The sequence below is a fragment of the Acinetobacter sp. SM34 genome, from assembly GCF_022012365.1.
Taxonomy (GTDB): Bacteria; Pseudomonadota; Gammaproteobacteria; order Pseudomonadales; family Moraxellaceae; genus Acinetobacter.
This window is the reverse complement of sequence record NZ_JAKLTP010000003.1, coordinates 33,039-57,715: the sequence shown is the minus strand read 5'-3', so window position 1 is coordinate 57,715 and position 24,677 is coordinate 33,039. Positions and strand designations below refer to the sequence as shown.

At 40.1% G+C, this 24,677-nt stretch carries 22 protein-coding genes; 8 read left to right on the top strand and 14 right to left on the bottom strand.

The genetic code is table 11. From position 1 onward, the window contains the following. Positions 1 to 44: 44 nt before the first annotated feature. The 6 genes from LZZ98_RS03370 to LZZ98_RS03345 all read right to left on the bottom strand — a co-directional run bounded on the left by LZZ98_RS03370 (position 45) and on the right by LZZ98_RS03345 (position 4,797). Positions 45 to 215, bottom strand: coding sequence for a PA1571 family protein (locus tag LZZ98_RS03370; protein ID WP_086174766.1), 171 nt, complete (start codon positions 213 to 215; stop codon positions 45 to 47). Between the two features lie 134 nt (positions 216 to 349). Continuing rightward, on the bottom strand, positions 350 to 1,804 hold the full coding sequence (gene rng, locus LZZ98_RS03365) for a ribonuclease G (RefSeq protein ID WP_237786648.1): 1,455 nt from the start codon (positions 1,802 to 1,804) through the stop codon (positions 350 to 352). Positions 1,805 to 1,845: 41 nt separating this feature from the next. Beyond that, positions 1,846 to 2,412, bottom strand: a complete 567-nt coding sequence (locus LZZ98_RS03360) for a Maf-like protein (RefSeq protein ID WP_237786647.1) — start codon at positions 2,410 to 2,412, stop codon at positions 1,846 to 1,848. Next, positions 2,400 to 2,891, bottom strand: coding sequence for a rod shape-determining protein MreD (mreD, locus tag LZZ98_RS03355; protein WP_237786646.1), 492 nt, complete (start codon positions 2,889 to 2,891; stop codon positions 2,400 to 2,402). The genes LZZ98_RS03360 and mreD overlap by 13 nt, the downstream gene beginning before the upstream one ends. Then, complete coding sequence (gene mreC / locus LZZ98_RS03350; protein ID WP_237786645.1) at positions 2,878 to 3,735, bottom strand: rod shape-determining protein MreC; 858 nt, start codon at positions 3,733 to 3,735, stop codon at positions 2,878 to 2,880. The genes mreD and mreC overlap by 14 nt, the downstream gene beginning before the upstream one ends. 15 nt (positions 3,736 to 3,750) lie before the next feature. Next, the gene (locus LZZ98_RS03345; RefSeq protein WP_330848187.1) at positions 3,751 to 4,797 is read right to left on the bottom strand and encodes a rod shape-determining protein; all 1,047 of its coding nucleotides are present in this window, start codon (positions 4,795 to 4,797) and stop codon (positions 3,751 to 3,753) included. 132 nt (positions 4,798 to 4,929) lie between these two features. Here LZZ98_RS03345 and gatC point away from each other — a divergent pair, with 132 nt between their 5' ends. Genes gatC through gatB form a run of 3 tightly spaced genes read left to right on the top strand, consistent with a single transcriptional unit; the run spans position 4,930 to position 8,256 of the window. After that, positions 4,930 to 5,244: an Asp-tRNA(Asn)/Glu-tRNA(Gln) amidotransferase subunit GatC gene (gatC, locus tag LZZ98_RS03340; RefSeq protein ID WP_237786644.1), complete on the top strand. Its 315-nt coding sequence runs from the start codon at positions 4,930 to 4,932 to the stop codon at positions 5,242 to 5,244. Between the two features lie 52 nt (positions 5,245 to 5,296). Beyond that, the gene (gene gatA / locus LZZ98_RS03335) at positions 5,297 to 6,775 is read left to right on the top strand and encodes an Asp-tRNA(Asn)/Glu-tRNA(Gln) amidotransferase subunit GatA (RefSeq protein WP_237786643.1); all 1,479 of its coding nucleotides are present in this window, start codon (positions 5,297 to 5,299) and stop codon (positions 6,773 to 6,775) included. Then, the gene (gatB, locus tag LZZ98_RS03330; RefSeq protein WP_237786642.1) at positions 6,775 to 8,256 is read left to right on the top strand and encodes an Asp-tRNA(Asn)/Glu-tRNA(Gln) amidotransferase subunit GatB; all 1,482 of its coding nucleotides are present in this window, start codon (positions 6,775 to 6,777) and stop codon (positions 8,254 to 8,256) included. Before gatA ends, gatB begins: the two co-directional genes overlap by 1 nt. Positions 8,257 to 8,300: 44 nt before the next feature. On the opposite strand, the gene LZZ98_RS03325 is transcribed toward gatB, so the two are convergent. From LZZ98_RS03325 to sbmA, 4 genes are all read right to left on the bottom strand, one after another. After that, positions 8,301 to 10,097 carry an NACHT domain-containing protein gene (locus LZZ98_RS03325; RefSeq protein WP_237786641.1) on the bottom strand — a complete coding sequence of 599 codons (1,797 nt, stop codon included), beginning with the start codon at positions 10,095 to 10,097 and terminating at the stop codon, positions 8,301 to 8,303. A 313-nt stretch (positions 10,098 to 10,410) separates the two neighbouring features. Continuing rightward, on the bottom strand, positions 10,411 to 10,929 hold the full coding sequence (locus LZZ98_RS03320) for a hypothetical protein (protein WP_237786640.1): 519 nt from the start codon (positions 10,927 to 10,929) through the stop codon (positions 10,411 to 10,413). Positions 10,930 to 11,182: 253 nt separating this feature from the next. Further along, on the bottom strand, positions 11,183 to 12,178 hold the full coding sequence (locus LZZ98_RS03315) for a hypothetical protein (RefSeq protein WP_237786639.1): 996 nt from the start codon (positions 12,176 to 12,178) through the stop codon (positions 11,183 to 11,185). Positions 12,179 to 12,600: 422 nt separating this feature from the next. Continuing rightward, a complete protein-coding gene (gene sbmA / locus LZZ98_RS03310; RefSeq protein WP_237786638.1) occupies positions 12,601 to 13,797 on the bottom strand; it encodes a peptide antibiotic transporter SbmA in 1,197 nt (398 codons plus the stop codon). A gap of 616 nt (positions 13,798 to 14,413) precedes the next feature. On the opposite strand from sbmA, the gene LZZ98_RS03305 reads away from it, so the two are divergent. Beyond that, a complete protein-coding gene (locus LZZ98_RS03305; protein WP_237786637.1) occupies positions 14,414 to 14,608 on the top strand; it encodes a hypothetical protein in 195 nt (64 codons plus the stop codon). A gap of 328 nt (positions 14,609 to 14,936) precedes the next feature. On the opposite strand, the gene LZZ98_RS03300 is transcribed toward LZZ98_RS03305, so the two are convergent. Both LZZ98_RS03300 and LZZ98_RS03295 read right to left on the bottom strand, forming a co-directional pair. Further along, complete coding sequence (locus LZZ98_RS03300; RefSeq protein WP_237786636.1) at positions 14,937 to 15,737, bottom strand: hypothetical protein; 801 nt, start codon at positions 15,735 to 15,737, stop codon at positions 14,937 to 14,939. A 271-nt stretch (positions 15,738 to 16,008) separates the two neighbouring features. After that, entirely contained in the window at positions 16,009 to 16,815 is an 807-nt protein-coding gene (locus LZZ98_RS03295) for a hypothetical protein (protein ID WP_237786635.1), read from the bottom strand. 308 nt (positions 16,816 to 17,123) lie between these two features. Here LZZ98_RS03295 and metG point away from each other — a divergent pair, with 308 nt between their 5' ends. Next, positions 17,124 to 19,181, top strand: a complete 2,058-nt coding sequence (gene metG, locus LZZ98_RS03290; protein WP_237786634.1) for a methionine--tRNA ligase — start codon at positions 17,124 to 17,126, stop codon at positions 19,179 to 19,181. Positions 19,182 to 19,453: 272 nt separating this feature from the next. Here metG and LZZ98_RS03285 read toward each other — a convergent pair whose 3' ends face one another. Further along, complete coding sequence (locus LZZ98_RS03285; protein WP_237786633.1) at positions 19,454 to 20,491, bottom strand: hypothetical protein; 1,038 nt, start codon at positions 20,489 to 20,491, stop codon at positions 19,454 to 19,456. A gap of 117 nt (positions 20,492 to 20,608) precedes the next feature. Between LZZ98_RS03285 and LZZ98_RS03280 the strand changes: the two genes are divergently transcribed. After that, the gene (locus LZZ98_RS03280; RefSeq protein ID WP_237786632.1) at positions 20,609 to 21,580 is read left to right on the top strand and encodes an MBL fold metallo-hydrolase; all 972 of its coding nucleotides are present in this window, start codon (positions 20,609 to 20,611) and stop codon (positions 21,578 to 21,580) included. Positions 21,581 to 21,648: 68 nt separating this feature from the next. Here LZZ98_RS03280 and LZZ98_RS03275 read toward each other — a convergent pair whose 3' ends face one another. Next, on the bottom strand, positions 21,649 to 22,611 hold the full coding sequence (locus LZZ98_RS03275; protein ID WP_237786631.1) for a diguanylate cyclase: 963 nt from the start codon (positions 22,609 to 22,611) through the stop codon (positions 21,649 to 21,651). Between the two features lie 303 nt (positions 22,612 to 22,914). On the opposite strand from LZZ98_RS03275, the gene LZZ98_RS03270 reads away from it, so the two are divergent. Both LZZ98_RS03270 and LZZ98_RS03265 read left to right on the top strand, forming a co-directional pair. After that, positions 22,915 to 23,292 carry a VOC family protein gene (locus LZZ98_RS03270; RefSeq protein ID WP_237786808.1) on the top strand — a complete coding sequence of 126 codons (378 nt, stop codon included), beginning with the start codon at positions 22,915 to 22,917 and terminating at the stop codon, positions 23,290 to 23,292. 125 nt (positions 23,293 to 23,417) lie between these two features. Further along, on the top strand, positions 23,418 to 24,671 hold the full coding sequence (locus LZZ98_RS03265) for an exonuclease SbcCD subunit D C-terminal domain-containing protein (protein WP_237786630.1): 1,254 nt from the start codon (positions 23,418 to 23,420) through the stop codon (positions 24,669 to 24,671). Positions 24,672 to 24,677 lie beyond the last annotated feature (6 nt).

Sequence of the window (24,677 nt, the reverse complement as noted above, 5' to 3'; positions counted from 1 at the left end):
AAAGGAGCCTTTCAAAGGCTCCTTTATTTTTTACTTATACGAGATTAATTCTTGATTGCACGACATTGATTTAATAGTTGATGGCAAACTGAATGAATCATGGCAGCTGTAATTTGAACTTCTTTACCCTGCTCATTCACAATATAACCACTGTGAGCTGGTTTATTTTCTAAAACATTCAAACTTTTTTTAATAATTGCTTTGCTCATACTCATGTCATACCTCTTTTTTGCTAAGCCAAAACTGGGAGATTTTGGCTTTGGCTACTGTGTATGACTAGTATTCAAAATTACACTTAAAAAGTAAAATTTCAGATGTAACAAGTGTTTAACGATATTCTGTTACAATTTCAACTCAGAATGATATCGTATTGCTCTTGCGTATACAGATTTTCCACCTGAAATTTGATGACACGCCCTATAAAGTGCTCTAAATCGGCCACTGCGGGTGCTTCCGCTGTTAACAATCGGTCAATCACCAAAGGATGTGCAACCACGGTAAAACCACTTTTACTTTCAAAAGCACGTGCATATCTTAAAATTTCGCGAAAAATTTCGTAACACACCGTCTCTGCCGTTTTCACATAGCCCCGCCCCTGACAAGTAGGGCACGATTCACATAATAAGTGCTCTAAAGATTCACGGGTACGTTTTCGGGTCATTTCAACCAGCCCCAACTCCGAAACCTGGGTGATTTTGGTTTTGGCATGATCACGTTCCAGCATACGCTCAAACTGACTCATCACTTCTTCACGATGCTGGGCTTCCTGCATATCAATGAAGTCAATAATGATAATGCCGCCCAAATTACGTAAGCGCAGCTGACGGGCAATAACCTGAGTCGCTTCCATATTGGTTTTAAATACGGTGTCTTCTAAGGTTCGACCGCCGACATAGGAACCGGTATTCACATCAATGGTGGTCATCGCTTCAGTCTGGTCGATCATCAGATAGCCGCCTGACTTCAACGCTACCCGTGTTTGCAGCGCCTTCTGAATATCTTCTTCGACATTATATAAATCGAAAATTGGACGTTCACCCGGATAGTGAACCAAGCGGTCTTGCATAATCGGTACAAACTCAAGCACAAATTCTTGTAACTTGGCATGTATTTCACGTGAATCTACGGAGATTTTGGCGGTATCTTCATTGGCCAAGTCACGAATGACCCGCTGAGGCAGCGGCAATTCTTCAAAAATCAGAGACGGCACGGCAATGCTTTGTTGCTTGCGCTGAATGAATTCCCACAGCTTGGCCAAATAGGCCATATCTTGTGCAATTTCAGATTCAGGAATCCCCTCTGCCGCAGTACGAACAATAACGCTGCCGGGTAATTTATGTTCAGTTTGAATCCGTTCGATCATTGAACGTAGTCGATCACGTTCCTGTTCAGATTCAATGCGTTGTGATACACCGATATGATGACCATAAGGCATCAGTACCAGATAACGTGAAGGAATGGAAAGATCGGTACTAAGACGCGCCCCTTTGGTCCCCAGCATATCTTTCATCACTTGCACGGTGAGAATCTGACCGGGTTGCAGCAGTTCAAAAACATTGGGGGTCGGTTGATTGCGAGGCCAGACCATATCGTTGATATGCAGAAAAGCAGTGCGAGAAAGCCCGATATCGACAAAAGCAGCCTGCATGCCCGGCAGCACGCGCACCACTTTGCCTTTATAAATATTGCCTACCAATCCACGCTTAACTGTACGCTCAACAAATAATTCATTGACCGTGCCGTTCTGGATTAAGGCCACACGACATTCCATAGGTGTGACGTTAATCAACAACTCGTCAGACATAATAAAACTCAAAACATTATAAAAATTCTTTTTGGGGCCAGTTAATTTAGTGCCTTAACTGCCTGTAATAACTGTACGGTTTCATGTAAAGGCAAGCCCACGACATTGCTATAACTGCCTTCTATACGGGGAATATAACGCGATGCGATACCTTGAATGGCATAACCACCCGCTTTGCCTATCGGTTCCCCTGTCGCCCAATAATCTTCCATATCATTGAGACTTAATTTTTGAAACTCAACCTGCGTTCGTACCACTATACTTGATTTTTCTGTACTTGTACGTACGCAAACACCTGAAAATACATCATGTTTACGACCTGAAATACGTTGCCACATTTCAAAAGCATGTTGTTTAGATTCAGGTTTACCTAAAATCTGACCATCCACCCCTAAACTGGTGTCAGCGGCGATGACGATGGCATCTGGAAATTGCTCCAGAACCACTTGTGCCTTGCTACAGGCTAAACGCTCGACATAAGCGGCAACATCTTCCCCTGCAAGAATAGATTCATCGATATCCGGACTAAAGATCTCGAAATCCAAACCCAACTGTTGCAGGAGTTCCCGACGGCGCGGAGAACTCGAAGCCAGAATTAAATGCGCCATTTTTTCAGCATAAAATACATGACCGGGAAAACCAGCAGACTAGTCAATAAAGGCTGCCAGTGTCTGGCAATAGAGAACTGCAAGCCACCCATAATTTGCAAAACCCAGGTCAAAAATAAATGTGCCAGCACCGCCAAGAAACTAATCACCCAAAGATTACCAAAGGTCAAGATTCGTCGTTCACGGGTTAAAAACCTGACAATAAAGGTGATCAACACAAAACTTAACGCATTCATGCCTAAAGGGGCATCAACCAGCAGATCGGTAAAAATTCCGGTGGCAAAAGCAAACCAGATTCCGCACCATGTTGGCTGACACATCACCCAAAACAGCATGAGCAGCAACATGAATAAGGGACGTGCACCTGATATGGCATATGACAATGGATAAACCATCAGCACGGAACAGAGTATGACTGAAACAATAATGGCAATGAGAGGATCACGTTTTTGTTCAGCACGTAATTTAGCGAGTGGCATGCGGCTGCTCCATCGCTAATGAATCAGAAAAAAGCACGACCACATGATGTCCACCTGCCAATTGCGCGGCTGGGACCACCTCAATCTGGGCAAATTCACCTGTATTATGCCGGTTGACTTTGGACACTGTGCCAACCAGATAACCCGCTGGGAAATGTGCGCCTAAACCTGAGCTATACACTTTTTCGCCGACCTTGACATTGGCACTGGTCGGAACATATTCCATCTTCAAATGACCTAAATCACCTGTCCCCGATACAATGGCACGCATCCCGGTATATTCTAGACGTACAGAGAGAGAGTGTTCTTTGTCGGACAACAACATAATCCGGCTACTATGCGAATTGACATTAATGATCTGCCCCATAATCCCCTTATCATCCAGCACGGTCTGACCGACCTTGAGCTGACTGCTGGAACCACGGTTAATCACAATAATATGTCTTAAAGGATCTGCATCGGTACCGATCACTTCTGCAATTTCCATGCGTCCATCAATAATCAAAGGCGTATCCAGCAGCCCTCTTAGACGGGTATTTTCAGCAGAAAGTTCAGATAATTTTTGCAGACGAACCTGAGCCTGTAACAACTCGGCTTGCATCGCGGTATTTTCACGACGTAACTGGGCTTCAGACTTGGTTTGTTGATTGAGCCATTCTCGCGATAACACTGGATAACTTGCAGCCGCATAAATCGGATTATATGCCGCATACAAGACATCACGTGCGGGCTGAATCACATGGGGCACGCGCCAGTTAAAAAACAGCACAACCAGACATGTGATGACCGCAATGATAAATGAGCGAAAAGATGGCGGTTGTCGAGAAAACAGTTGTGTTTGCACCGCCTGATCCTTAACTTAACCTACAAAGAGCATGTCGTGATTTGGATTGTCGAAGAATTCCAGAACTTTACCACCGCCACGAGTGACGCAAGTCAACGGATCTTCAGCCACAACCACAGGTAAACCCGTCTCTTGTGCAAGTAGCTTGTCAAGGTTGCGAAGTAATGCACCACCACCGGTCAGCACAATGCCACGTTCTGCAATGTCGGAAGATAGTTCAGGTGGAGTTTGTTCAAGGGCAGATTTCACCGCAGACACAATATTTTGTAATGGATCAGAAATCGCTTGGGCAATTTCAATCGAAGTTACGGTAATTGCACGAGGCACACCTTCAGCAAGGTTACGACCACGAACTTCAATTTCGAGTATTGGAGCACCTTCATCCGGCAATGCCATACCCACTTCTTTTTTAATCACTTCAGCCGTGGTTTCACCAATCACACAGCCATGCGCTTTACGTACGTAGTTAATGATCTGTTCATCAAATACATCACCGCCAATACGTAGCGAGTCTGCGTATACACAACCCTGTAATGAAATGATTGCGATTTCAGTGGTACCACCACCAACGTCCACAACCATCGAACCACATGCCTGTTCTACCGGCATACCGGCACCAATTGCAGCAGCCATTGGCTCTTCAATTAAGCGGACATCGCGTGCGCCAGCATTAAACACGGCTTCACGAATGGCACGGCGCTCAACCAGCGTTGATTTACACGGTACACATACCACAACACGCGGTGCAGGCGGGAACAAACGCTTTTCATGTACTTTACCAATAAATTGGTTCAACATGGTTTCGGTCACTTCGAAATCGGCAATCACGCCATCTTTCATCGGGCGGATTGCAGAGATATTTGCAGGAGTACGACCAAGCATTTGTTTAGCATCAAGACCAACAGCGGCAACGATTTTTTGTGAACCACTGTGACGAATTGCCACAACCGTCGGCTCATTTAATATAATGCCTCGTCCTGGTGCATAAATAAGTGTATTTGCTGTACCTAAATCAATGGCTAGATCGGGCGAAAACAAGCCAATTAGTCTTTTTAGAATCACGGAGACGTTCTCGATTAAACTTTATGTGGACGCAAGGTGGCAACTTTAACTAAATGTGATGATTTGAACAAGTCAATCGCTTATTATAACGCACGATATTTTGAATTTTTTTAATACTGATTAGGTAATATTATGTCTACATCGGATGCTCAGCATTCTGCAGATTTAAATGCAAAAACAGTTTCAGCAATCGCACATCTGGCTCGATTGTCGCTAAATGATACGCAATCTGCTGAATATGCTCAAAGTCTAAATAAAATTTTAGGCATGATGGAAACCTTAAAAGGCATTAACACTGAAGGTGTTGAGCCGCTTAAAAGTCCATTTGACAATCCACAGCCCTTACGTGAAGACGTGGTTTCTGAAGAAAATCATCGTGAAGAATATCAAGCTGTTGCACCTGCAATCCAAGATGGCTTGTACCTTGTTCCTCGCGTGATTGAGTAATTTTCATTCAGTTAAATCATTTTATTAAATTAAACGTAAAGAAATATTTCTCATGACAGATTTACATCGCTTATCGATTCGTGAACTTTCCGAGGGTTTGGCTGAGGCTAAATTTTCGTCTCGCGAATTAACAGAACATTATTTAAAACGCATTGAAAAAATCGATGCTCAAGTACAATCTTATGTCACTGTCACGCCTGAACAAGCGCTGGCTCAAGCCGATGCGGCTGATGCAGCCATTAAAGCAGGTCATGCAAGCGCTTTAACCGGTGTGCCAATTGCGCATAAAGATATTTTCTGTACCCAAGGCATCAAAACCACTGCCGGTTCTAAAATGCTGGACAATTTTATCTCTCCTTACGACGCCACCGTTGTAGCGAAAGCTAAAGCTGCGGGCTTAGTCACTCTTGGTAAAGTGAACATGGACGAATTCGCCATGGGTTCTACTTCCGAGTCATCTTACTTTGGTGCAACCAAAAACCCTTGGGCACTGGATCACGTTCCAGGCGGTTCTTCAGGTGGTTCTGCTGCGGCTGTAGCTGCTGACTTGGCTCCGTTTGCAACCGGTACTGACACTGGTGGTTCAATTCGCCAACCTGCGTCATTCTGTGGCCTTACCGGCTTAAAACCGACATACGGTCGCGTATCGCGTTTTGGTATGATCGCGTACGCATCATCATTGGACCAAGGCGGCCCGATGGCACGCTCGGCTGAAGACTGTGCTTACTTGATGAACGTGATGGCAGGTCATGATGCAAAAGACTCAACCTCTGTTCAAAAAGATGTAGATGACTACGTTGCAAATCTGAACGGTACATCGGTAAAAGGTTTACGTATTGGTATTCCTAAACAGTACTTCAATGTTCAAGGTTTGGATGCCGACGTAAAAACACGTGTTGAAGAATCTTTGAAAAAACTGGAAGAAATGGGTGCAACGTTGGTTGAGATTGATCTCACCATGACCGATGCTTATGTTCCAACCTACTACCTGATTGCCCCTGCTGAAGCATCTTCTAACCTACAACGTTTTGACGGTGTTCGTTATGGTTACCGCTGTGAAAATCCAGTGGACTTGATGGACTTGTACAAACGTTCACGTTCAGAAGGTTTTGGCCCTGAAGTACAGCGTCGTATCCTGATTGGTACTTATGCGTTATCCGCTGGATACTACGATGCCTACTATGTAAAAGCACAAAAAGTCCGTCGTCTCATCCAGCAAGACTTCTTGAAAGCCTTTGAAAATGTTGACGTGATTGCGGCGCCTTCTGCGCCGACGACTGCATATAGAATCGGTGCGAATCTTTCGCCTGTTGAAATGTACTTAGGTGACATCTACACCATCGCGGTGAACTTGGCAGGTCTTCCTGCGATTAACGCGCCTGTTGGTTTTGACAAAGACAATTTACCGGTTGGCTTACAGCTGATTGGTAATTACTGGTCAGAATCTCAATTGTTGTCTGTGATCCATCAGTATCAACAAGCAACGGATTGGCATACGAAACGCGCTGCAATTGCTGAGGAGAATGCATAATGGCTCAAGCTCAAAAATCTGCTAAACCAAAATCTAACCTGATTGATGGTTGGGAAGTGGTTATTGGTATCGAGATTCATACTCAGCTTGCAACCAATACCAAAATTTTCTCGGGTTCATCGACTGTTTTTGGTAATGATCCAAACACACAAGCTAGCCTTGTTGATTTGGCAATGCCGGGCGTATTGCCAGTACTGAACAAGGAAGTGGTTGATCTTGCGATTCGTTTTGGTTTGGGTATCGATGCGTACATCGACCAAGCTTCTGTGTTTGCACGTAAAAACTATTTCTACCCGGATTCTCCAAAAGGCTATCAAATTAGTCAAATGGACAACCCGATTGTGGGCTTAGGTCATATCGACATCCAGCTTGAAGATGGCACAGTAAAACGCATTGGCGTGACCCGTGCGCATCTTGAGGAAGATGCAGGTAAATCGATTCACGACCAGTTCGAAGGTATGTCAGGCATCGACTTAAACCGTGCCGGTACACCGCTGCTTGAAATCGTATCTGAACCGGATATGCGTTCAGTTGAAGAAGCTGTTGCTTACATCAAAGCGATTCACACTTTAGTACGTTGGTTAGGCATTTCTGACGGTAACATGGCAGAAGGTTCGTTCCGTTGTGACTGTAACGTATCTTTACGCCGTCCGGGTCAACCGTTTGGTACACGTTGTGAATTGAAAAACTTGAACTCATTCCGTTTCATTGAACAGGCGATCAATGTTGAAATTGAACGTCAAATGGAAATTCTGGAATGGGACGGCACGATTGACCAAGAAACACGTTTGTTCGACCCTGTGAAAATGGAAACGCGTTCAATGCGTTCTAAAGAAGAAGCGAACGATTACCGCTACTTCCCAGATCCTGACTTGTTGCCTGTGATCATTGCAGATGCGCAAATTGAAGCGGCACGTGCTGCCCTTCCTGAGTTACCAAAAGCACGTCGTGAGCGTTTCGTGGCTGACTTTGGCGTGACTGAGTACGATGCTCACGTTCTTACACTGACTCGTGAATTGTCAGACTTTTTTGAGGCTGTTGTGGCTGCTGCTGGCGGTGCTGCGCAAGGTAAAGTATCTGCAAACTGGGTGATGGGCGAATTCTCAGGTGCTTTAAATAAAGCAAGCTTAGATTTGGCTGACTCTCCTGTTTCTGCTGAGAAACTTGGCGGTATGATCGCGCGTATTGTGGACAACACCATCAGCGGTAAGATTGCGAAGCAAGTGTTCGGCTTTATGTGGGAAGAAGGCAAAACGGCTGACGAAATTATTGCTGAAAAAGGCTTGAAGCAGGAAACTGATACAGGCGCGATTGAAGCAATTATTAAGGAAGTGCTTGCTGCTAACGAGAAGATGGTTGAAGAGTATAAATCTGGTAAAGAGAAAGCTTTCAACGGTTTGGTTGGTCAGGTGATGAAAGTGTCTAAGGGTAAAGCGAACCCTGCACAAGTGAATGAATTGATGAAGAAATTGATTGGTTAATCTGATCAGTTTTGGAAAAAAACCCGCTTTAGAGCGGGTTTTCTTTATATTAAATCTAAAAAACTTTGATCCTCTTGATGATCAATTTCTAACAGGCATTCTTCAAGATTTTTTTGGAAATTTTGATAAGCCTCATCAATAAGTCCACTATTCTCTTTACGAAAAAATTTCGTAACTTTACTTGCTGGAATGTCCTCAAATAAAATAGGAATACTATGAACAAATCGATTTACCTCATAATTTTTTAAATTACGAAATATGGCAGTAGATGCTTTTTTGGAGGTAAAGTAATCATACAATAAATTTGATAAATAATTTCTACGTTTACTTAGCAAGCTTTGGCTTGTATCTACTATATTAATTCTTGCTTGCACATATTTCTTTAACCCATCCTCAAACTCATCATCTGAATCATCTTCATCTGGATGCTCCCAACTTTCATATAAATCGATATGTATGCTTGATTTAAAATTTAGAATATTAGGAAAAATACGAAAGAAATTTTCTAATGATGGTTTTAGCAAATATTTTCTATATCTATAACTATCAATTTCAGATAAAAATCTTATCTCCGCTTTATATTTTGTACTTTTTGTATCCAAAAGTTTATAAGTTTGTTCAGCTAAGTCTTGGGGTCTTTGTTTAAAGAATGAAGCTACAAAGAACTCCTGTATAGAACGATGAATAAAACTATAATTATTACCATCACGAATAATTAGGCATAGATTTTTACTAATATCTTCTAACAAAGCTGACGGATCTTCTTTTTGAAATTTTTTTGATATTGATTTTTTGATACAGTCTAAAAGATCTTGTCGGCTATTAAAAACTAGCTTATTCTCATTTTTAGAAATAAAACATAATATTTCAAACCATTCTTGTAACTCACTTTCATTTAGACTACTTTTAAATTCTCTTTGATATCCTGGCTTTGTACGATCATGTTTATAAATTAATACGCTAAATAACTCTTCATAAAACTTAGATAGACTATCAGGGATGATTAGTTTTGCCCTATATGTCATTACAAAAAGAGTAACCATTAAAGGCGTTGTTAATAATTCATCGACTTTTAACGGACTTTCTTTCAATGCCTTTACAAGGTTACCAAAAGAGTCGTCATCATTTACAAGTTTTCTGATCAGTCCTATTCTTTCATCATCTTCATAGGGCCTTATTGTTAAAACCTTAAAAAAATTACTAGATTGAATTGCATTATCAGGTCTTGAAGTTACTACAATTTGTGTTTGTGGATATTGTTGACTAATACTTTCAAGATCTTTAATTACATTCGCTACATCTTTAGCTTTCAATTCATCAAATCCATCAAGTAATAGAACTATTTTTCCTGATTTTAATACCCAATTAATAAGTTCATCACTAACTGAAAATATCCATGAACTAATCGCCTCTTTGATGAAGCTTAAAATCTCACCTTTATCATTTAATTTTCTTAATTCGATAAAAATTGGAATTCTTTTTAATTCTTTATATTCTTTAAAAGTTAAATATCTTAATAAAATAGATTTTCCTTGACCAGCAACACCCTCAATAACGAAATTTTTTGATGAAATATTTTCTATCTTTTCAGCTTTTATATAACCTTGATCACTATCAATATAAGGAGGATAGTAGAATAAATTTAAGTCTATTGCTTCATCCCCTTTATAAATAGTTTTTACTTTTTTAATACTCTCTATTTTATTATCTAATTTCCCCGAAATATCATTTAACTTTTGTTTTTCAAGGTGAAATTTCGTTTCTTTTTTAATAAAATCATAAAGATCATTAAGTGGCTTATTTATAACTTTAAGTAAAGCTAGTGCTGAGGGTTCTACCATGAAATCCTCTAATTTTAAATTAAGTAAAAATTCAATATATTATACAGTTTTTTATATTTAACAATATCTTACCTATCAATTAACCCTATAAATTGGAGACAAATTTAAGATCATAAAAATCGAAGACTTAAGGCGTATCCAACTTTCAAAGTCTTTCTTTATGCGAGACTTCTGAATCCCCCTAAATCCCCCTTTTCCAAAGGGGGACTTGTCACGTAATCAATTTGATACGCGTGATTCCCTCTCCTGAGCAAGTTTTAAAGCACTGCTTTAAAACGCAGCGCAAGTGAGGGCGCTAGGGAGAGGATTTAAACTAACGAATCACACCCAACTTATTCCATACATCAGGCGTCAAAAACGTCATCACCATCTTATTCAGGTCGACATAACGCAGCACACCTTTCAACTGCTGATTCACCTCAGGATTTTTCACAATCGCTTCACCTGTCGTGCGTCCTAACTCCTGAAAACTGTCACCTACAGCTTGCAAGCCTTCTACCTGAATCACGGCTTTGGTCTGTGCAGAACATTGCTCTACCAGTATGCGCTGTAAAATGGTCGCCAGGCTTTGATCCAGTTGCTCTTTCTGAACATCGGTTACTTGACTAAAACTTTTTAAATCTGGATGCGTCGATAACGCTACAAAAGTCCATTGCAGTACAGTTTTCTTGTCGGTTTCGGTGGTCGATTTCACCAGACAATCACTCAATTGATCTACTGTCGGCCCTGCTGTCGCCAGTTGCGCGGAACCCAACAATGCAACCGCCGTTAAAGCAGAAAAACCGATACGTGAAATGCTGTGGCGAGCCGTGGTTAAAACATTGCGAGACATAAAGCGAACTCCAGTGAAAAATCATTGTCTTTGTATCATAAAGCTCAGGTTTTTACCTGTTATGACTCTGTAAACTGGACTCACCGAAAATTGAATCAAACCCTAAAAATGCTGTTTTCCATTCAAGTAAAATATCGACTCCAACAAAAAGAATTTATAGAGGATAAGGCTTAGATATCATCCCCTGTCCAATCATTGGGATCATCCCACTGATTAGACAAGTTTTTTAAAATCCAACATGCATGCAGTCAAATTACTTGATCTGCCGCAACATATTTTTTGCCCCACTGTGATTATAGTTCACGGCTAAATTTTGCAAGACTCGCGTTGCTTGGGCTTTAGAATTAGAAAAGCGGTTGCTATAGCTGGGTACACTGGTTAAGCAGCGTGCGACCAGCATCCCAGATTCAGTATAGACCCGGGTTCCCTCAGTTCCTTGCAACTTGCCATAGTTATAAGCCCGCTGGGCATTATTACAGGCAGAGATCTGATTTTTACCACTATTTAAATCACGACGTGCAGCGACGTAAAATTTCATCTGTTGCTGTTGCGGGCTTTCCACCACTTTTACTGGCTGTGCTGTTGGCAATTCAGCTGTAGGCTTGGACTCTTTTTTCACCTCAGTGTCTTTTTTAAGCTCCTGCTCTTTTTGAGAGGTCGATTTATTCAGCACTTTTTTATTGTTCTGCTCACTGGCAGTAGATTTTTTTTCAGCTGTATTCGAAGCAACAACCATATTTTTATAGAAGCGTTTTGCTTCATCAGCCGACATCAGTCTGGTTTGCAAACTGACCACCCGTGCATTGCTTCCATCACCTGATTTATGTTCTGAAACCGGCTCAATCGAAACAATCCAGCTATGTCCATTACTTTGCACACATTTATAGGCACCTATGCCCTGTTTAACATTGCCAGATGCCAAAAGCAGCTTTTTATCCGACTGATTCTTCACCAGTGATAGGCTACTTTTATATAACAGGCTAAACTTGCCATTCTTGGCAGAACAATAATTGTTTAAATATTTTCTTGGATATAAAGATTGAGGTTCTTTGTCATTCTGATTTGATCCCCAAGAATAGACATATTCTTTCGCCTGCCCATTGGGTTGGTTGATATTTTTTTGAGCAATCATTTCCTGTGGTGAGGCAAAATTTTTAACAGAATTGTCTGAGCTTGAACCATTAAAACTCGTACAGCCGTGTAAAGCGATGCCTACCCCACCAATCAAGATGAATGTTTTGAAATTCACGTATTAATGCTCACTGATGTTGTAACTGAAAAATATATGAAAATTGGGAAAATCACAAATACAGTACTTTGATTTTATTATTAATTCTCTTGAACGAAAATGAGGTGTTTTTGCATAAAAAATGGGAAATAACTGCCAATTTCTTAAAAGTTTTAACCTTAAAATCTGAACCGGATAACATTTTTTAACCATCTTAAAACTTTTTATGATTGGTGAAGCTTCAGTAATTCATGAAGCTATTCGACAATTTCTATCACGAACCGATGAAAATTTATCCTAGCTTTCATGCGTAGATCGCTAGTTCATTCAAATAAGCTTGGATTCATTTGGTCGCGCACATCTCGATATTTTTTATAAACCTAAAATAAAACGACATAAAAAACCCGCATGATGCGGGTTTGATTGCTGAATTTAAATCTTCATTACTTATGCAAAGTCGATTCAAATGCTCTTAAACGCTTATAAATCGAAAGCAATTCGATAATAGTCGGCCAAGATTCAATTAAATACTGGAATGACTCGCGCACCTTACCAAATACATTCGCGATCTGCATCATGAGACCCAGTGTAATCGCCCCTGCGGCAATACTTGGGAACAGCACAAATAAACCATACAGATTATCCAGCTGCATGTACCAGATCCGTACCATGTTGAAATAGGCATAATGGAAATACAGGCGGAAATAATTAAAACGCACGCGGCTGAACAGTTCTTTTAAGGTCAGCGGATCGGCACGGTCAGCATAGTCTTCACCATAGACCAATTCCTTACGGTAAGCAGCTTCAACCTTCTGGTTATTAAATTCCAGACCCGGCAATTTATAACCGACGACCATTAACACCACGGTACCTAATACAGCCCAACTGATCGCCGCCCAAACCAGAGCATAAGGAATTTCACCCACCACAGGCAGCTGTTTCACATGCGATGACAACTGGAGTAACACCGGTAAAAATGCCATCAGCGTCATTAAGGCTTGAATAAAACTCACCCCCAAACTCTCGGTGGTTTTGGCAAAACGCATGGTATCTTCCTGAATACGCTGCGATGCCCCTTCAATATAACGTAACTGTTCCCAATGAGCCGTGTAATAGTCATTCATGGCAGTACGCCAGCGGAATACATAATGACTGACAAAAAACAGGTTAAACACGGCAATGGTCACATACACCATTGCCACATACAGGAAAGTTAAGGTTTCGTTGTAAAGTAAATTGACATCGCCACCACCACTGCTCAGCATTTTCTGAATCAGGTCATAAAACGGGCTGTACCAGGCATTGACCACCACATTTACCTGTACGGCAAACCAGATATTAAACAGAATAAAAGCCGAGCCCCAGACCGACCAACCTTGCCATGGATTGCTGGATTTAAACCGCCAGAACAGGGCAAAAATAACGGTTGAGATCAGAAACCACAGATAAAACCATAAAAATGAAGGTGCCCAAAAGCGACTTACGCCAATAGGTAATTCCGCCGTGGCATAGCCGGGTGCAAAGCCCAAAAAGGTTCCCCAAGTATTGCCACCGGAATACCACAAGGCAATATTGATGACAAACCACAGCACCAATGACGAAAAGAACCACTTCGGGTTCGGAAAAAAAGATTTAAACATTAGCTAGAGCTATTCCTTTATTTTTAGTTTCAAACTTGCCGATCCACCACAACCCAGCCCATTTAAGCTGGATGGATGAAGCGGCTATTATTCTAGTCTTTTCATCTTTGTAGCAACTTATACACTGTTTGTGAAATGTTTTTTCAGGTGAAATCATTTTCCTTGAGTAACCCTTCAATAAGCCAGTTGTATTGTTTATTCAGCCTTTGATGAAGTTTTTGTCATTTCAATTTGGCTTAAAGTTCTGGAGAACTCTCATTCAACACAGCACTTTTGTAATCGTTATTCTGAACATTACAGCATTTGCCACAATCGAAAATGTTATGCTCAAATGACTTTTAGTCAAATCTTGACCCAGCTTAGATTGGGTAAATTAAAATGTTCTTAAAAATAACCAAACAGTGAAACCCGTATAAATTTTAGGGAAATATTAAAAAACAAAATATAAATCAAAATATAAATTTTAATCTCCTCTCATTTTTTATTCAGTATACAAATTACACGATAAATTTGATTCGTTTGTTTTTGATTTAATTAACAAAACTGATAAAATTGGTTAAATATCTAGCAATTTATGATATTATTAACCTAATTTCTAACATACAGGGGAAGTAACATGGAAAAATTAGTCATCGAATTATTAAAACCAGTAACCTTGCAAAAAGAGAACTGCGATCCTCTCGTTTTTGAACAAGGGACTATCTTAAAAGTCGTTATGCATACACCGACTAGTCTGCTTGTATCAGACGATTCAAACTTCAATTTCACTGTTTCTTTGCAAGATGAAAATAAAGTTTGGCGTGAACTCTAATTTCATTAGATTTTTCTAGTGATTAAAACGCGTAATTTAGAGACCTCAACTTGAGTATGACTTCCCCGCAAACTCAAGTTTGAGAATTCTGATGCGCCCGCAATAATAGATAAGATAAAAATAACACTGGCTCACATCAAAGCCTTTAAATAACCTGCATGAAATTAAAAATTCCTTTTAAAGCCTCTGCTGCTGATCAAAGCGATAAAAAACAGATAGATTCTTTATTCATTTTAAATGTAAAAATTCCATCTATTTCTCTCATCTATTCACGATTAAGCCAACTTAAATAAAATCCATTTAACCCTATGATGATGAATGAATTTTATTAGTATTTAAGCATACTCATAAAACTTAACGCTGAAAACAGCCAGATAAACAGCACAAAGCTGCGTTCCTGATTAAAATGATTCAGGTCCGTACCATGCAGAATGTTATGCCGGGTCATGCTCACGGTTGAACTGCTGTCCATCTTATAAGCTGCAAGCTCGGCAAAATAGCGATTCAATTCTGCTGCAATTTTTGCTTTATGCCATAAGCTTTTAATTTCATTTCCCTTTAAGCCCGGAACAATTTTATAAACATCAACAAACTTGGTTCCACTGTGCTTTAAAAAGCCAGCCTCTATCAGTACATCGGTCAAGATCCCTTCAAGTTGTGCATACAACATCGGGATACAACCCGCATAAAAACCTAATTTATATAACTTGAATGCTTCCAGAAGCACGAGACGACGCTGCGTTTTATGTTCACCAATTTCAAGTGCATCAAAGGCTTTTAGCATTTGGGTTTGAAAATCTTCGCTATTAATCACATCAAGCAAATTGAACTCGGACCTATCTTCAAATTGATGTAGCGCTTGCCAGAAATAGATCAGGTTTAAAGCATCGTTGGCAACCTTGGCTTCTACCGGCTGATCCAGCTCATCGGCAAGCACCTCAAAATACGGTTCTTGCTGCGCCAATTTGCGTAAGGTCTTAATTAGAAAGCCATGTTCGCCTGCCGAAATCCCGTCCAGATACTGCTCCGCTTCCTTCAAGATTTGATTACCAAGTTGCGGTTTATTATGCTGATTTTGCTGAATACGCGTTACAGGTTGGTCATAATCAAAATCATCTTCGTCAATCATGGTCTTTACTCTTGGCACATTGCTTTAAGTGGCTATTATCACAGGTATTCAATACAGCATATAGCGCTAGAAGATAAATACTATGACAAATGACTGAATCCCAATCGAGATTCACTTGATGTCATAAACACTGAATAATAGTTCACCTGATTTAGACATTACCCAATGCAGATGGCCCATGTTTTGAGGGTATCGGGACGATCTTAAATTTTTCGGCCTTTCTAGCTCCTTCAGTCATGCTCTGACTGAAAGAGCTTTTAAGTTGAAAGCATTATTTATGATTTTTATTTTGGTCAGTCTTGTTTGGCTCAGATTGATCGGTTTTATCTTGATCCTTTTTGGAGGCATCTTTGTCATTGCTCTGATCTGAGTTCTGGCCTTTGTCCTTATTGTCCTTGGACGAAGAATCCTGATCGTGCTTTTTCGACTCACCTGACTGAGATTGATCTTCTCCTTTCATTTTACTCATTGTGTCAGTCGCCATCTGTCTCAGCTCACCCAGTTTGACACTGGCTTCACTCACTAACTCGGTAATCTTCTGTTTGGTGTCTTCAAACTTATGCAGAGCCTCATCTTTTAAATTTGCTATAAGGTCCTGCTGATCTGACTGATTTGCCAATTTATCTTCAGATTTCTGATCCGTTTTAGCCTGTTTAGAGTCACCAGAACTTTGTTCACCATTTTGCTGACTGTCTGACTTGCTATTTTTTAGCTCATTCAGAATCTTTTCGCCTTTTTTCAGTAGTTCCTCACCAATGGCGATTGCCTTCGCTTTTAAGTCATCCATCTTAATGGTTTCAGTTTTTTTATCTGACTTGCCTGACTGAGCTTCTTTAGAATTATCAGAATGATCTTTTTGGTCTGCATGTTGATCATTTGGCTGAGCACTTTGCTTAGCTTCAGACTGTTCATCAGTATTGCTGTTCTGGGCTTCTAGATCTTCCTGATAGGCTTGATTATGCTGTTTATCGATCTGGTTCTGCTTTTGCTCTTTTTCGATTTGATCATTCTGTTCTCGTGCATGTTGTTCTGTATCTTGGTTCTGCTTCGAAGTACTTGTCTGGTTATTCTGAGTCATGATTACCCTCCTGAGGTGTCATAAAATGATCAGACAATTTTTTAGCACAAAGCATGCAACGAAGTAGGTGAATTAAGTAAACTGCAACAAAGGCTGTACATGTTGTTGCTATTGAGTGCAGGAAGTAGCGCTAACGTAACTCGATCAATTGTTGAATCGTCGCTCATCAGATGATATCGAATTTTGTATTTGAATATTCAGGCCGCTTTATTGGTTGCGCTTCAGCTAAAGCATTTCTTTGTAATCCCCTCTGCATCATGTAAAATTATGGCCCATTGCATAATGAATACGAATGAGAGAGTGAATCCGTGCGTAAAATCCTAGTCACCAATGCCCTTCCTTACGCCAATGGCCCGATCCATATGGGTCACCTACTCGGTTATATCCAGGCAGATATCTGGGTTCGTGCCATGCGTGCAATGGGTCATAGTGTGACTTATGTATGTGCGGATGATGCTCACGGTACAGCAATCATGCTGCGTGCTGAAGCCAATGGTATTGCACCGGAACAACAGATTGCCAATGTGCAAAAAGAACATATCCGTGACTTCGATGGTTTCGGCGTGCATTTTGACCATTATGACTCGACTAACAGCGATGCCAACAAGGCACGCTCGGAAGAGATCTACATTAAAAACCGTGAAGCAGGCAATATTGCAGTTCGCCCTGTGACTCAATTGTTCGACCCGGAAAAAGGCATGTTCCTGTCTGACCGTTTCATTAAAGGCACATGCCCGAAATGTAAAGCGGAAGATCAATACGGCGATTCATGCGAAGTTTGCGGTACAACCTATAACGCAACTGAATTATTAAATCCAAAATCGACTTTAAGCGGTGCAGCGCCTGTAGAAAAATCTTCAGATCATTACTTCTTTAAACTGCCTAACTTTGCTGAATACTTGCAAAAATGGACCCGTGACGAAGGTCGTTTACCAGTTTCTATTGCGAACAAGTTAGATGAATGGTTCGACAATGGCTTAAACGATTGGGATATTTCACGTGATGCGCCATATTTTGGTTTTGAAATTCCAGATGCACCGAACAAATATTTCTACGTTTGGGTTGATGCGCCAATTGGCTATATGTCGAGTTTTGAAAATTACATCAAGACCAAACGTCCTGACCTAAGCTTTGATGATTACTGGAAAAAAGATTCTAAAAATGAGGTCTATCACTTCATTGGTAAAGACATCGTTTATTTCCATGCATTGTTCTGGCCCGCAATGCTCGAAGGTGCAAATTACCGCACGCCATCAGGCTTATTTGTGAATGGTTTCCTGACTGTAAATGGTCAGAAGATGTCGAAATCTCGCGGTACCTTCATTAAAGCTGAAACCTATTTACAGCACTTGAACCCTGAATACCTGCGTTACTACTTCGCGTCTAAACTTTCGGATAAAGTTGAAGATTCTGACTTAAACCTGGATGACTTTGTACAAAAAGTGAATTCAGACCTTGTGGGTAAAGTGGTCAACATCGCAAGTCGTTGTGCAAAATTCATCAATACCAAGTTTGACAACAAGTTAAGTGCAACGTGTGCAGAGCCTGAACTGGTGCAAAGCTTTATTGATGCGGGTGCTTCAATTGCATCTCAATATGAAGCGCGTGAATTCTCTGCGGCGATTCGTGAAATCATGGCACTTGCAGATAAAGCGAACCAATATATCGATGAGAAAAAGCCTTGGGCACTGGCGAAAGTTGAAGGCGAAGAACAACAAGTTCATGATGTATGTTCTGTAGGTATTAACCTGTTCCGTCAATTGGCTGTGTACCTGGCTCCAGTACTTCCAACATTGGCTGCTCAAGTGCAAGACTTCTTGAAATTGGCATCTTTCGACTTTGCTTCTCGTACAGAAATTTTAACTGCTCACGAAATTGCGTTGTTCCAACCGTTAATGCAACGTGTAGATCCGAAAGCGGTTGCTGCAATGGTGGATGCATCTAAAGATTCTTTAGCTGCCCCTGCTGAAGCACCAAAAGTGGAAAAGAAAAAAGAGAAAGCCAAAGAGAAGAAAGCTGAAGCTAAAGTCGGTGAAGCTGAAATCATCGGTATCGAAGACTTTATGAAAGTTGACCTACGTGTAGCGGAAGTTCTTGAAGCTGCTACGGTTGAAGGTTCTGACAAACTTCTTCAATTGACTTTAAATGTGGGTGAAGCTGAGCCACGTAACGTGTTTAGCGGTATTCGTGAGTTTTACCAACCTGAAGACTTAAAAGGTAAATTGGTGGTAATGGTTGCGAACCTTGTTCCACGTAAGATGCGTTTTGGTATTTCAAACGGTATGGTACTTGCGGCTGGTAATGGCGAAGGTGTTTGGGTGATTTCACCTGAAACTGGTGCTAAACCGGGTGATAAAGTGTCTTAAGATTTAAAATCTAAGATCAAAAAAAGCCTCTACTGATGTAGGGGCTTTTTTATGCTTATAAGTTCCCTCTCCTTTTGTAAAGGAGAGGGTTAGGGAGAGGATTTATTGAATCACAGCCCCATTTTGACTTTATAAAAAATTGTTTCTTTACGTAGGCATTGCCTTACTTTTGAAAGATCAAAAGTAACAAAAATCTTTTGTCCGCTTGATGATACGTCCATGTATCACAAGCGAACGGCGACATCCATGTCGCCAAAACATCTTTCTAATTTCTACTTTGTTAAAAATTGTGGAATACTTAATATCTCAGTATTAATTTTTAAATATTCATAAATAACATTACTTTTATCTACTAACCGTTCATCATTCGTAATAAAGTAATTGCAATAACTCGCATAAGCTACATGTGAAATATCAGCTTGTGCACTTACAAATTTTTTTTCATTTTTAACTTTCTTTTCTGGTCTAAATCCACTTAAATTTAAATTACTATAAATCGCATGTATCTTTTCAAACTTATGCTCCACATTCCTAATTCGTAAAAAATCCTCTAACTCCAATTCATCTAATGAAGGATTATTTTCTTTAAGGATGTTCCAAATTTTCATTAGAACATTTGGAAATTGAAGTTGATTAATCTCATCAATATTAAGTTTTAATTCTTTTCTGTAAGCTAAATGAGCATCAGTTCCACTGTTAGCTTGCTTCATAAAATCAGCATTTTTTCGTACAGTTCCCTCAAACTCAGGCATTTGCATTCTCAAGCCATCTAGTTGATTTTCTTTCTGTTTAATAAGCATATCAAAGAGTGAATGTTTAATTTTCTCATTTTTTAAAATATTTATTTGCTGCTCAAGAAATTCTAACAACTTATATTGTGCCTCAATTTGTAAATCTGCCATACTTTCATAGTCTTTAATACCGCCATACATGGCAAAAATAGTTTTCTGAAATGGATTTAGAAATTCATCATATTTCAAACTTTCACTAATATATTCTTCATAAAGTTCAGTGGCTGAACCTGATATAAGCCTCATTTGCCCCGTAAATTTAAAATTTTCATCCATAATCGGCTTTATATAAATTGCGTTAAGCTTATCTAATAAATCTAAGAATGCAGCAGAATATTTTTTATTTTTCAGACCGGCTCTATAAATTTCCTGAAAAGAAACATCTGAATAAACAACTTGTACATGATCTAAAAATCCTTCAATAAAATTTGGATCAGTTTCAATACAATCTAAAAAGCTATCTAAAATATTTTGATCCAAATAAGCTAAATCTTTACCTGAATATTCTTCTTCGGGCATAAGCACCTACTTTTAAAATAATTATTTAATACAACATTAAACGATAATCTATGCACATGCAAAACCACCTAAAACATGCTAAAAACATTCTATCCTTTTAAAACTTATAAGAAACCTATGAAGACTTTAAAACCACTTTTCCTAGCTTTAACTCTAAGCACTGCAGCCATCACCACCCAAGCTGCTGAACCCACTACCATTCCAGCTCAAAAACAAGTCGCAGGCTATTACCACCACCAATTCGGCAATACCCAAATCACTGCCCTACTTGATGGCACGCTTTACCTCAATCCTTCCATGTTTAAAAGCTTAAGTGATGCAGAAAAAATGGACATTCTCAAAAAATACTATGCCGACCAAGCCCAAGGCATTCAAACTTCTGTGAATGCATTTTTGATTAATACAGGCAAGCAACTATTGATGGTGGACAGTGGTGCAGCCAGCTGCTTTGGCTCACATCTGGGTTCAATCTATAACAACCTCAAAGCTTCAGGTTATCAACCTACGCAAGTGAACGAGATTTTTCTTACTCACTTACACCCGGATCATGTCTGCGGTATTTCCAACAAGGGCGTGGCCAATTATCCAAATGCCACGCTGCACATTGCCAAAACAGAATACGATTACTGGTTAAATCCCAATACCGTGAAGAAACTGCCAAAAGACAAACAGGCTGCATTTTTAGGCACAGTTGAAAAAATTAAAGCAGCTTTAGCCCCATATGAAAAAGCCAAAAAAGTGAAGGTATTCTCGGACAAATCATTGGCATTGGGTAACATCGAATTTAAGCCATCCTTTGGTCATACTCCGGGACATTACAGCTTTAAACTCAAAGCTGATGGTCAGGAAGTCGTGTTTATTGGCGATATCGTGCATTCCCATACATTGCAGTTTGACCGTCCTGAAACCGCGATTGAGTTTGATACTGATCCCAAAGCAGCGGTACAGACACGTTTAAAACACTTTGCCGAATATGCCAAAGAGGGTCAGCAGATTGCTGCACCACATTTACCGTTCCCAGGCATTGGGCATATTTATTCAGCAGATGGAAAACATTACCAATGGATTCCGGTACATTTTAAGGATTAATAAAAAATAAATAAAAATAATCCCCTCATAAAGGGGATTATTTTACTTTTTTAATGAACTGCTGTGCCCTAAACCGTGATTTTCGTTTCATCGGCAATATAACGTTTACGTCCGGTCTGTTTAGCTTTAAACAGGTTTTTATCGACCATATTTAAAAAGTGTATTTTGTCATCTTTCTCTGTCGGACTAATACATTTTACCCCCAGACTTAAACTGACATTTTCTGAAATGGGAGAGGCCCGATGGGGTAGTTTTGCCTGATCCATCATGCGAAGTATATCTTCTGCAATTTGAACTGCCCCCTCTAAAGGGGTATCTGGCAACACGATCGCAAATTCCTCGCCCCCATAACGTGCCACCAGGTCACGTGGACGTACACAGCAGCTTTCCAGCATCTGTGCAATCTGCTTGATACAGGCATCGCCAATAATGTGCCCATTAAAATCATTGTATTGTTTAAAGAAATCGATATCGATCAAAATGACCGACAGGGGCTTTTGTTCACGTATTGCGTTGTTCCATTCACGTGAATAAAAATCATCAAATAAGCGTCGGTTGGCAATTTCAGTTAAACCGTCTTTATAGGAAAATTCTTCCAGCTTGCGGTGCAACGCTTTTAATTCCTCTTCCTTTTTCTTACGTTCAGAAATATCAAACATAAAGCCGACTAAACGTTCAACTTCACCATTTTCCTTACGTACCACATGAACCACATCACGAATCCAGCAATATCCACCGCTTGCCTTTAAGGCACGATAATCCGCTTCATGATCTATACCGGCAATGGATTGAGATACACAATAATTCAGGACATGATCACGATCATCCCGGTGCATACGGTCTGCCCAGTCCTGCACCGACTTCCAGGAACTCTGTTCCCAGCCCAGTAACTTTTCAATTTGAGGACCAATATAACTAAACTGTTTGGTGGCCCAGTCTATGCTCCAAGGTATGGCCAAAGTCGACTCTAATAATGTTTTATAAAACATGTCATTCGACAATTGCTGCTCATCAAACGGATTTTTCGGCATAGAACTACTCTAATTTGAATGGGCAAAAAAATGTCTTCGCATGTTCTGGTTTTAGCATACACGACATTTCAATACGCTCTTGATGACTAACCTGCTTGAAGCAGGTTCCCCAATAAAAACTGCTTTTTCACCACTGAACATTTTTACATTTCAAGATGATTATTTATTCTACAATTTCTCTCAAAGAAGAAACATATATTTCTAGCTATTTGATTTATTTTCGAAGTAATCCGTATGTTCTGCACTTGGAACAACACCCCTCTATTTTTCTAAAATTTTCAAAACAACACTTGAGATAACATGATGAATAATATCGTTTACTTTGAAATCCAGTCTTCCAATCCAACCAGAGACATTAATTTTTACCAGTCTGTTTTTGGCTGGGAATTTAGCAAAGTTGCAGATCTGCCTATTGAATATTACCAGATCAAAACTGAAAACATGTCTGGCGGCTTACTTAAACGCCCTGCTGAAATACCGCCGACACATTATGGTACCAATGCTTATACCTGCTCTGTTCTGGTTGAAAATTTCGATGAAGTTGCACAGAAAATTCTGAACGCAGGTGGTCAAATTGCCATGGACAAATTTGCCATCCCGGGACGTTGCTGGCAGGGATATTTTCTCGACCTCGATCACAATACCTTTGGTCTGGTAGAAGCGGATGAAAATGCCCAATAAAAAAACTTTAAAATTAAATGAATTATCATAAATTATGCGAATACACTTGTGATGAAATGCAGAATAGGCTGCATTATTTATGGTAATTTATAGGCTCATTTTAACCAATGTGATTTGGGGCATTCGTGGCTGTTCATTTTCTGCATACATCAGACTGGCATTTAGGACAGTTCTTTTACAACCATTCACGCTATTATGAACATGAACAGTTTTTAACATGGTTAATTGAACAAATTAAACAAAAACAACCACATGCTTTATTAATTTCAGGCGATATTTTTGATGTCATCAATCCTGCATCCAGTGCGCAAAAGCAGCTCTATCAATTTTTAGCCGATGCACATGCCATTGCCCCGCATATGCAAACGCTGATGATTGCAGGGAACCATGACTCCGGTTACCGTATTGAACAGGTTGAGCCTTTACTGGAAAAATATAATGCTAAAACGGTCGGGGTCATTCATAAAAATGCTGCCGGACATATTGACCTAGAGCGCTTACTGGTTCCCATTTACGATGCACAAAAACATATTGTGGCTTGGTGTTTAGCACTGCCCTTTTTACGTCCAGCAGAAATTACCGGTTTTAATGAACATACTACCAATAGCCAAAATGCGATTGCCTATTTGCACCAGCAACTGATTGCAGAAGCACTAAAACGCAAAACACCGGATCAGGCACTGATTTTAATGTCACATGCGCATATGCAAGGCGGTGAAACGTCTGATTCGGAACGGCCGATTATTATTGGTAATGAAGAAGCTTTATCCACTGCATTATTTGATGAAAGCATTGATTATGTCGCACTGGGACATTTGCATAAACCGCAAAAAGTCCAACACCCCCATATCCGTTACAGTGGCTCCCCGATTCCCCTCTCTTTTAGTGAAATCAACTATAAACATCAAATTGTTGAAGTGAATATTGATCCTGCACTAGAAGATGAGTCACGCTTTCAGTTCCAGGCCGTTGCTATTCCGCGCAGTATTCAGCTGCATAAAATTCGCGGTGAATTGAATGAGGTGATACAAAAGCTCAAAGCCTTGCCCGAAGGTGAAATTGAAAATATTGATCAACGTGAATATATTGATATCGAATATCATACCCTGACGCCTCCACTGCCCAATTTAAGACAACAATTTGAAGAGGCACTGCCTAAAAACCGTTATCGTCTGGTGCGCATTTCACGGCAATATTTGTCTGCAGAAAATGGCAGCTCCACAATTGCCAAAATTTGCCTAGAACCGCCAACACCGGAAAAACTATTCCAGCAGATCTGGGAAAAGCAAGGCTACAGCAACGATGAAGATGTTTTTAAAGATTTTATGAGCCTGCTTCACGAAGCACAAAAGTCACTAGAAGAACAACAGATCCGTTAAGGGCAA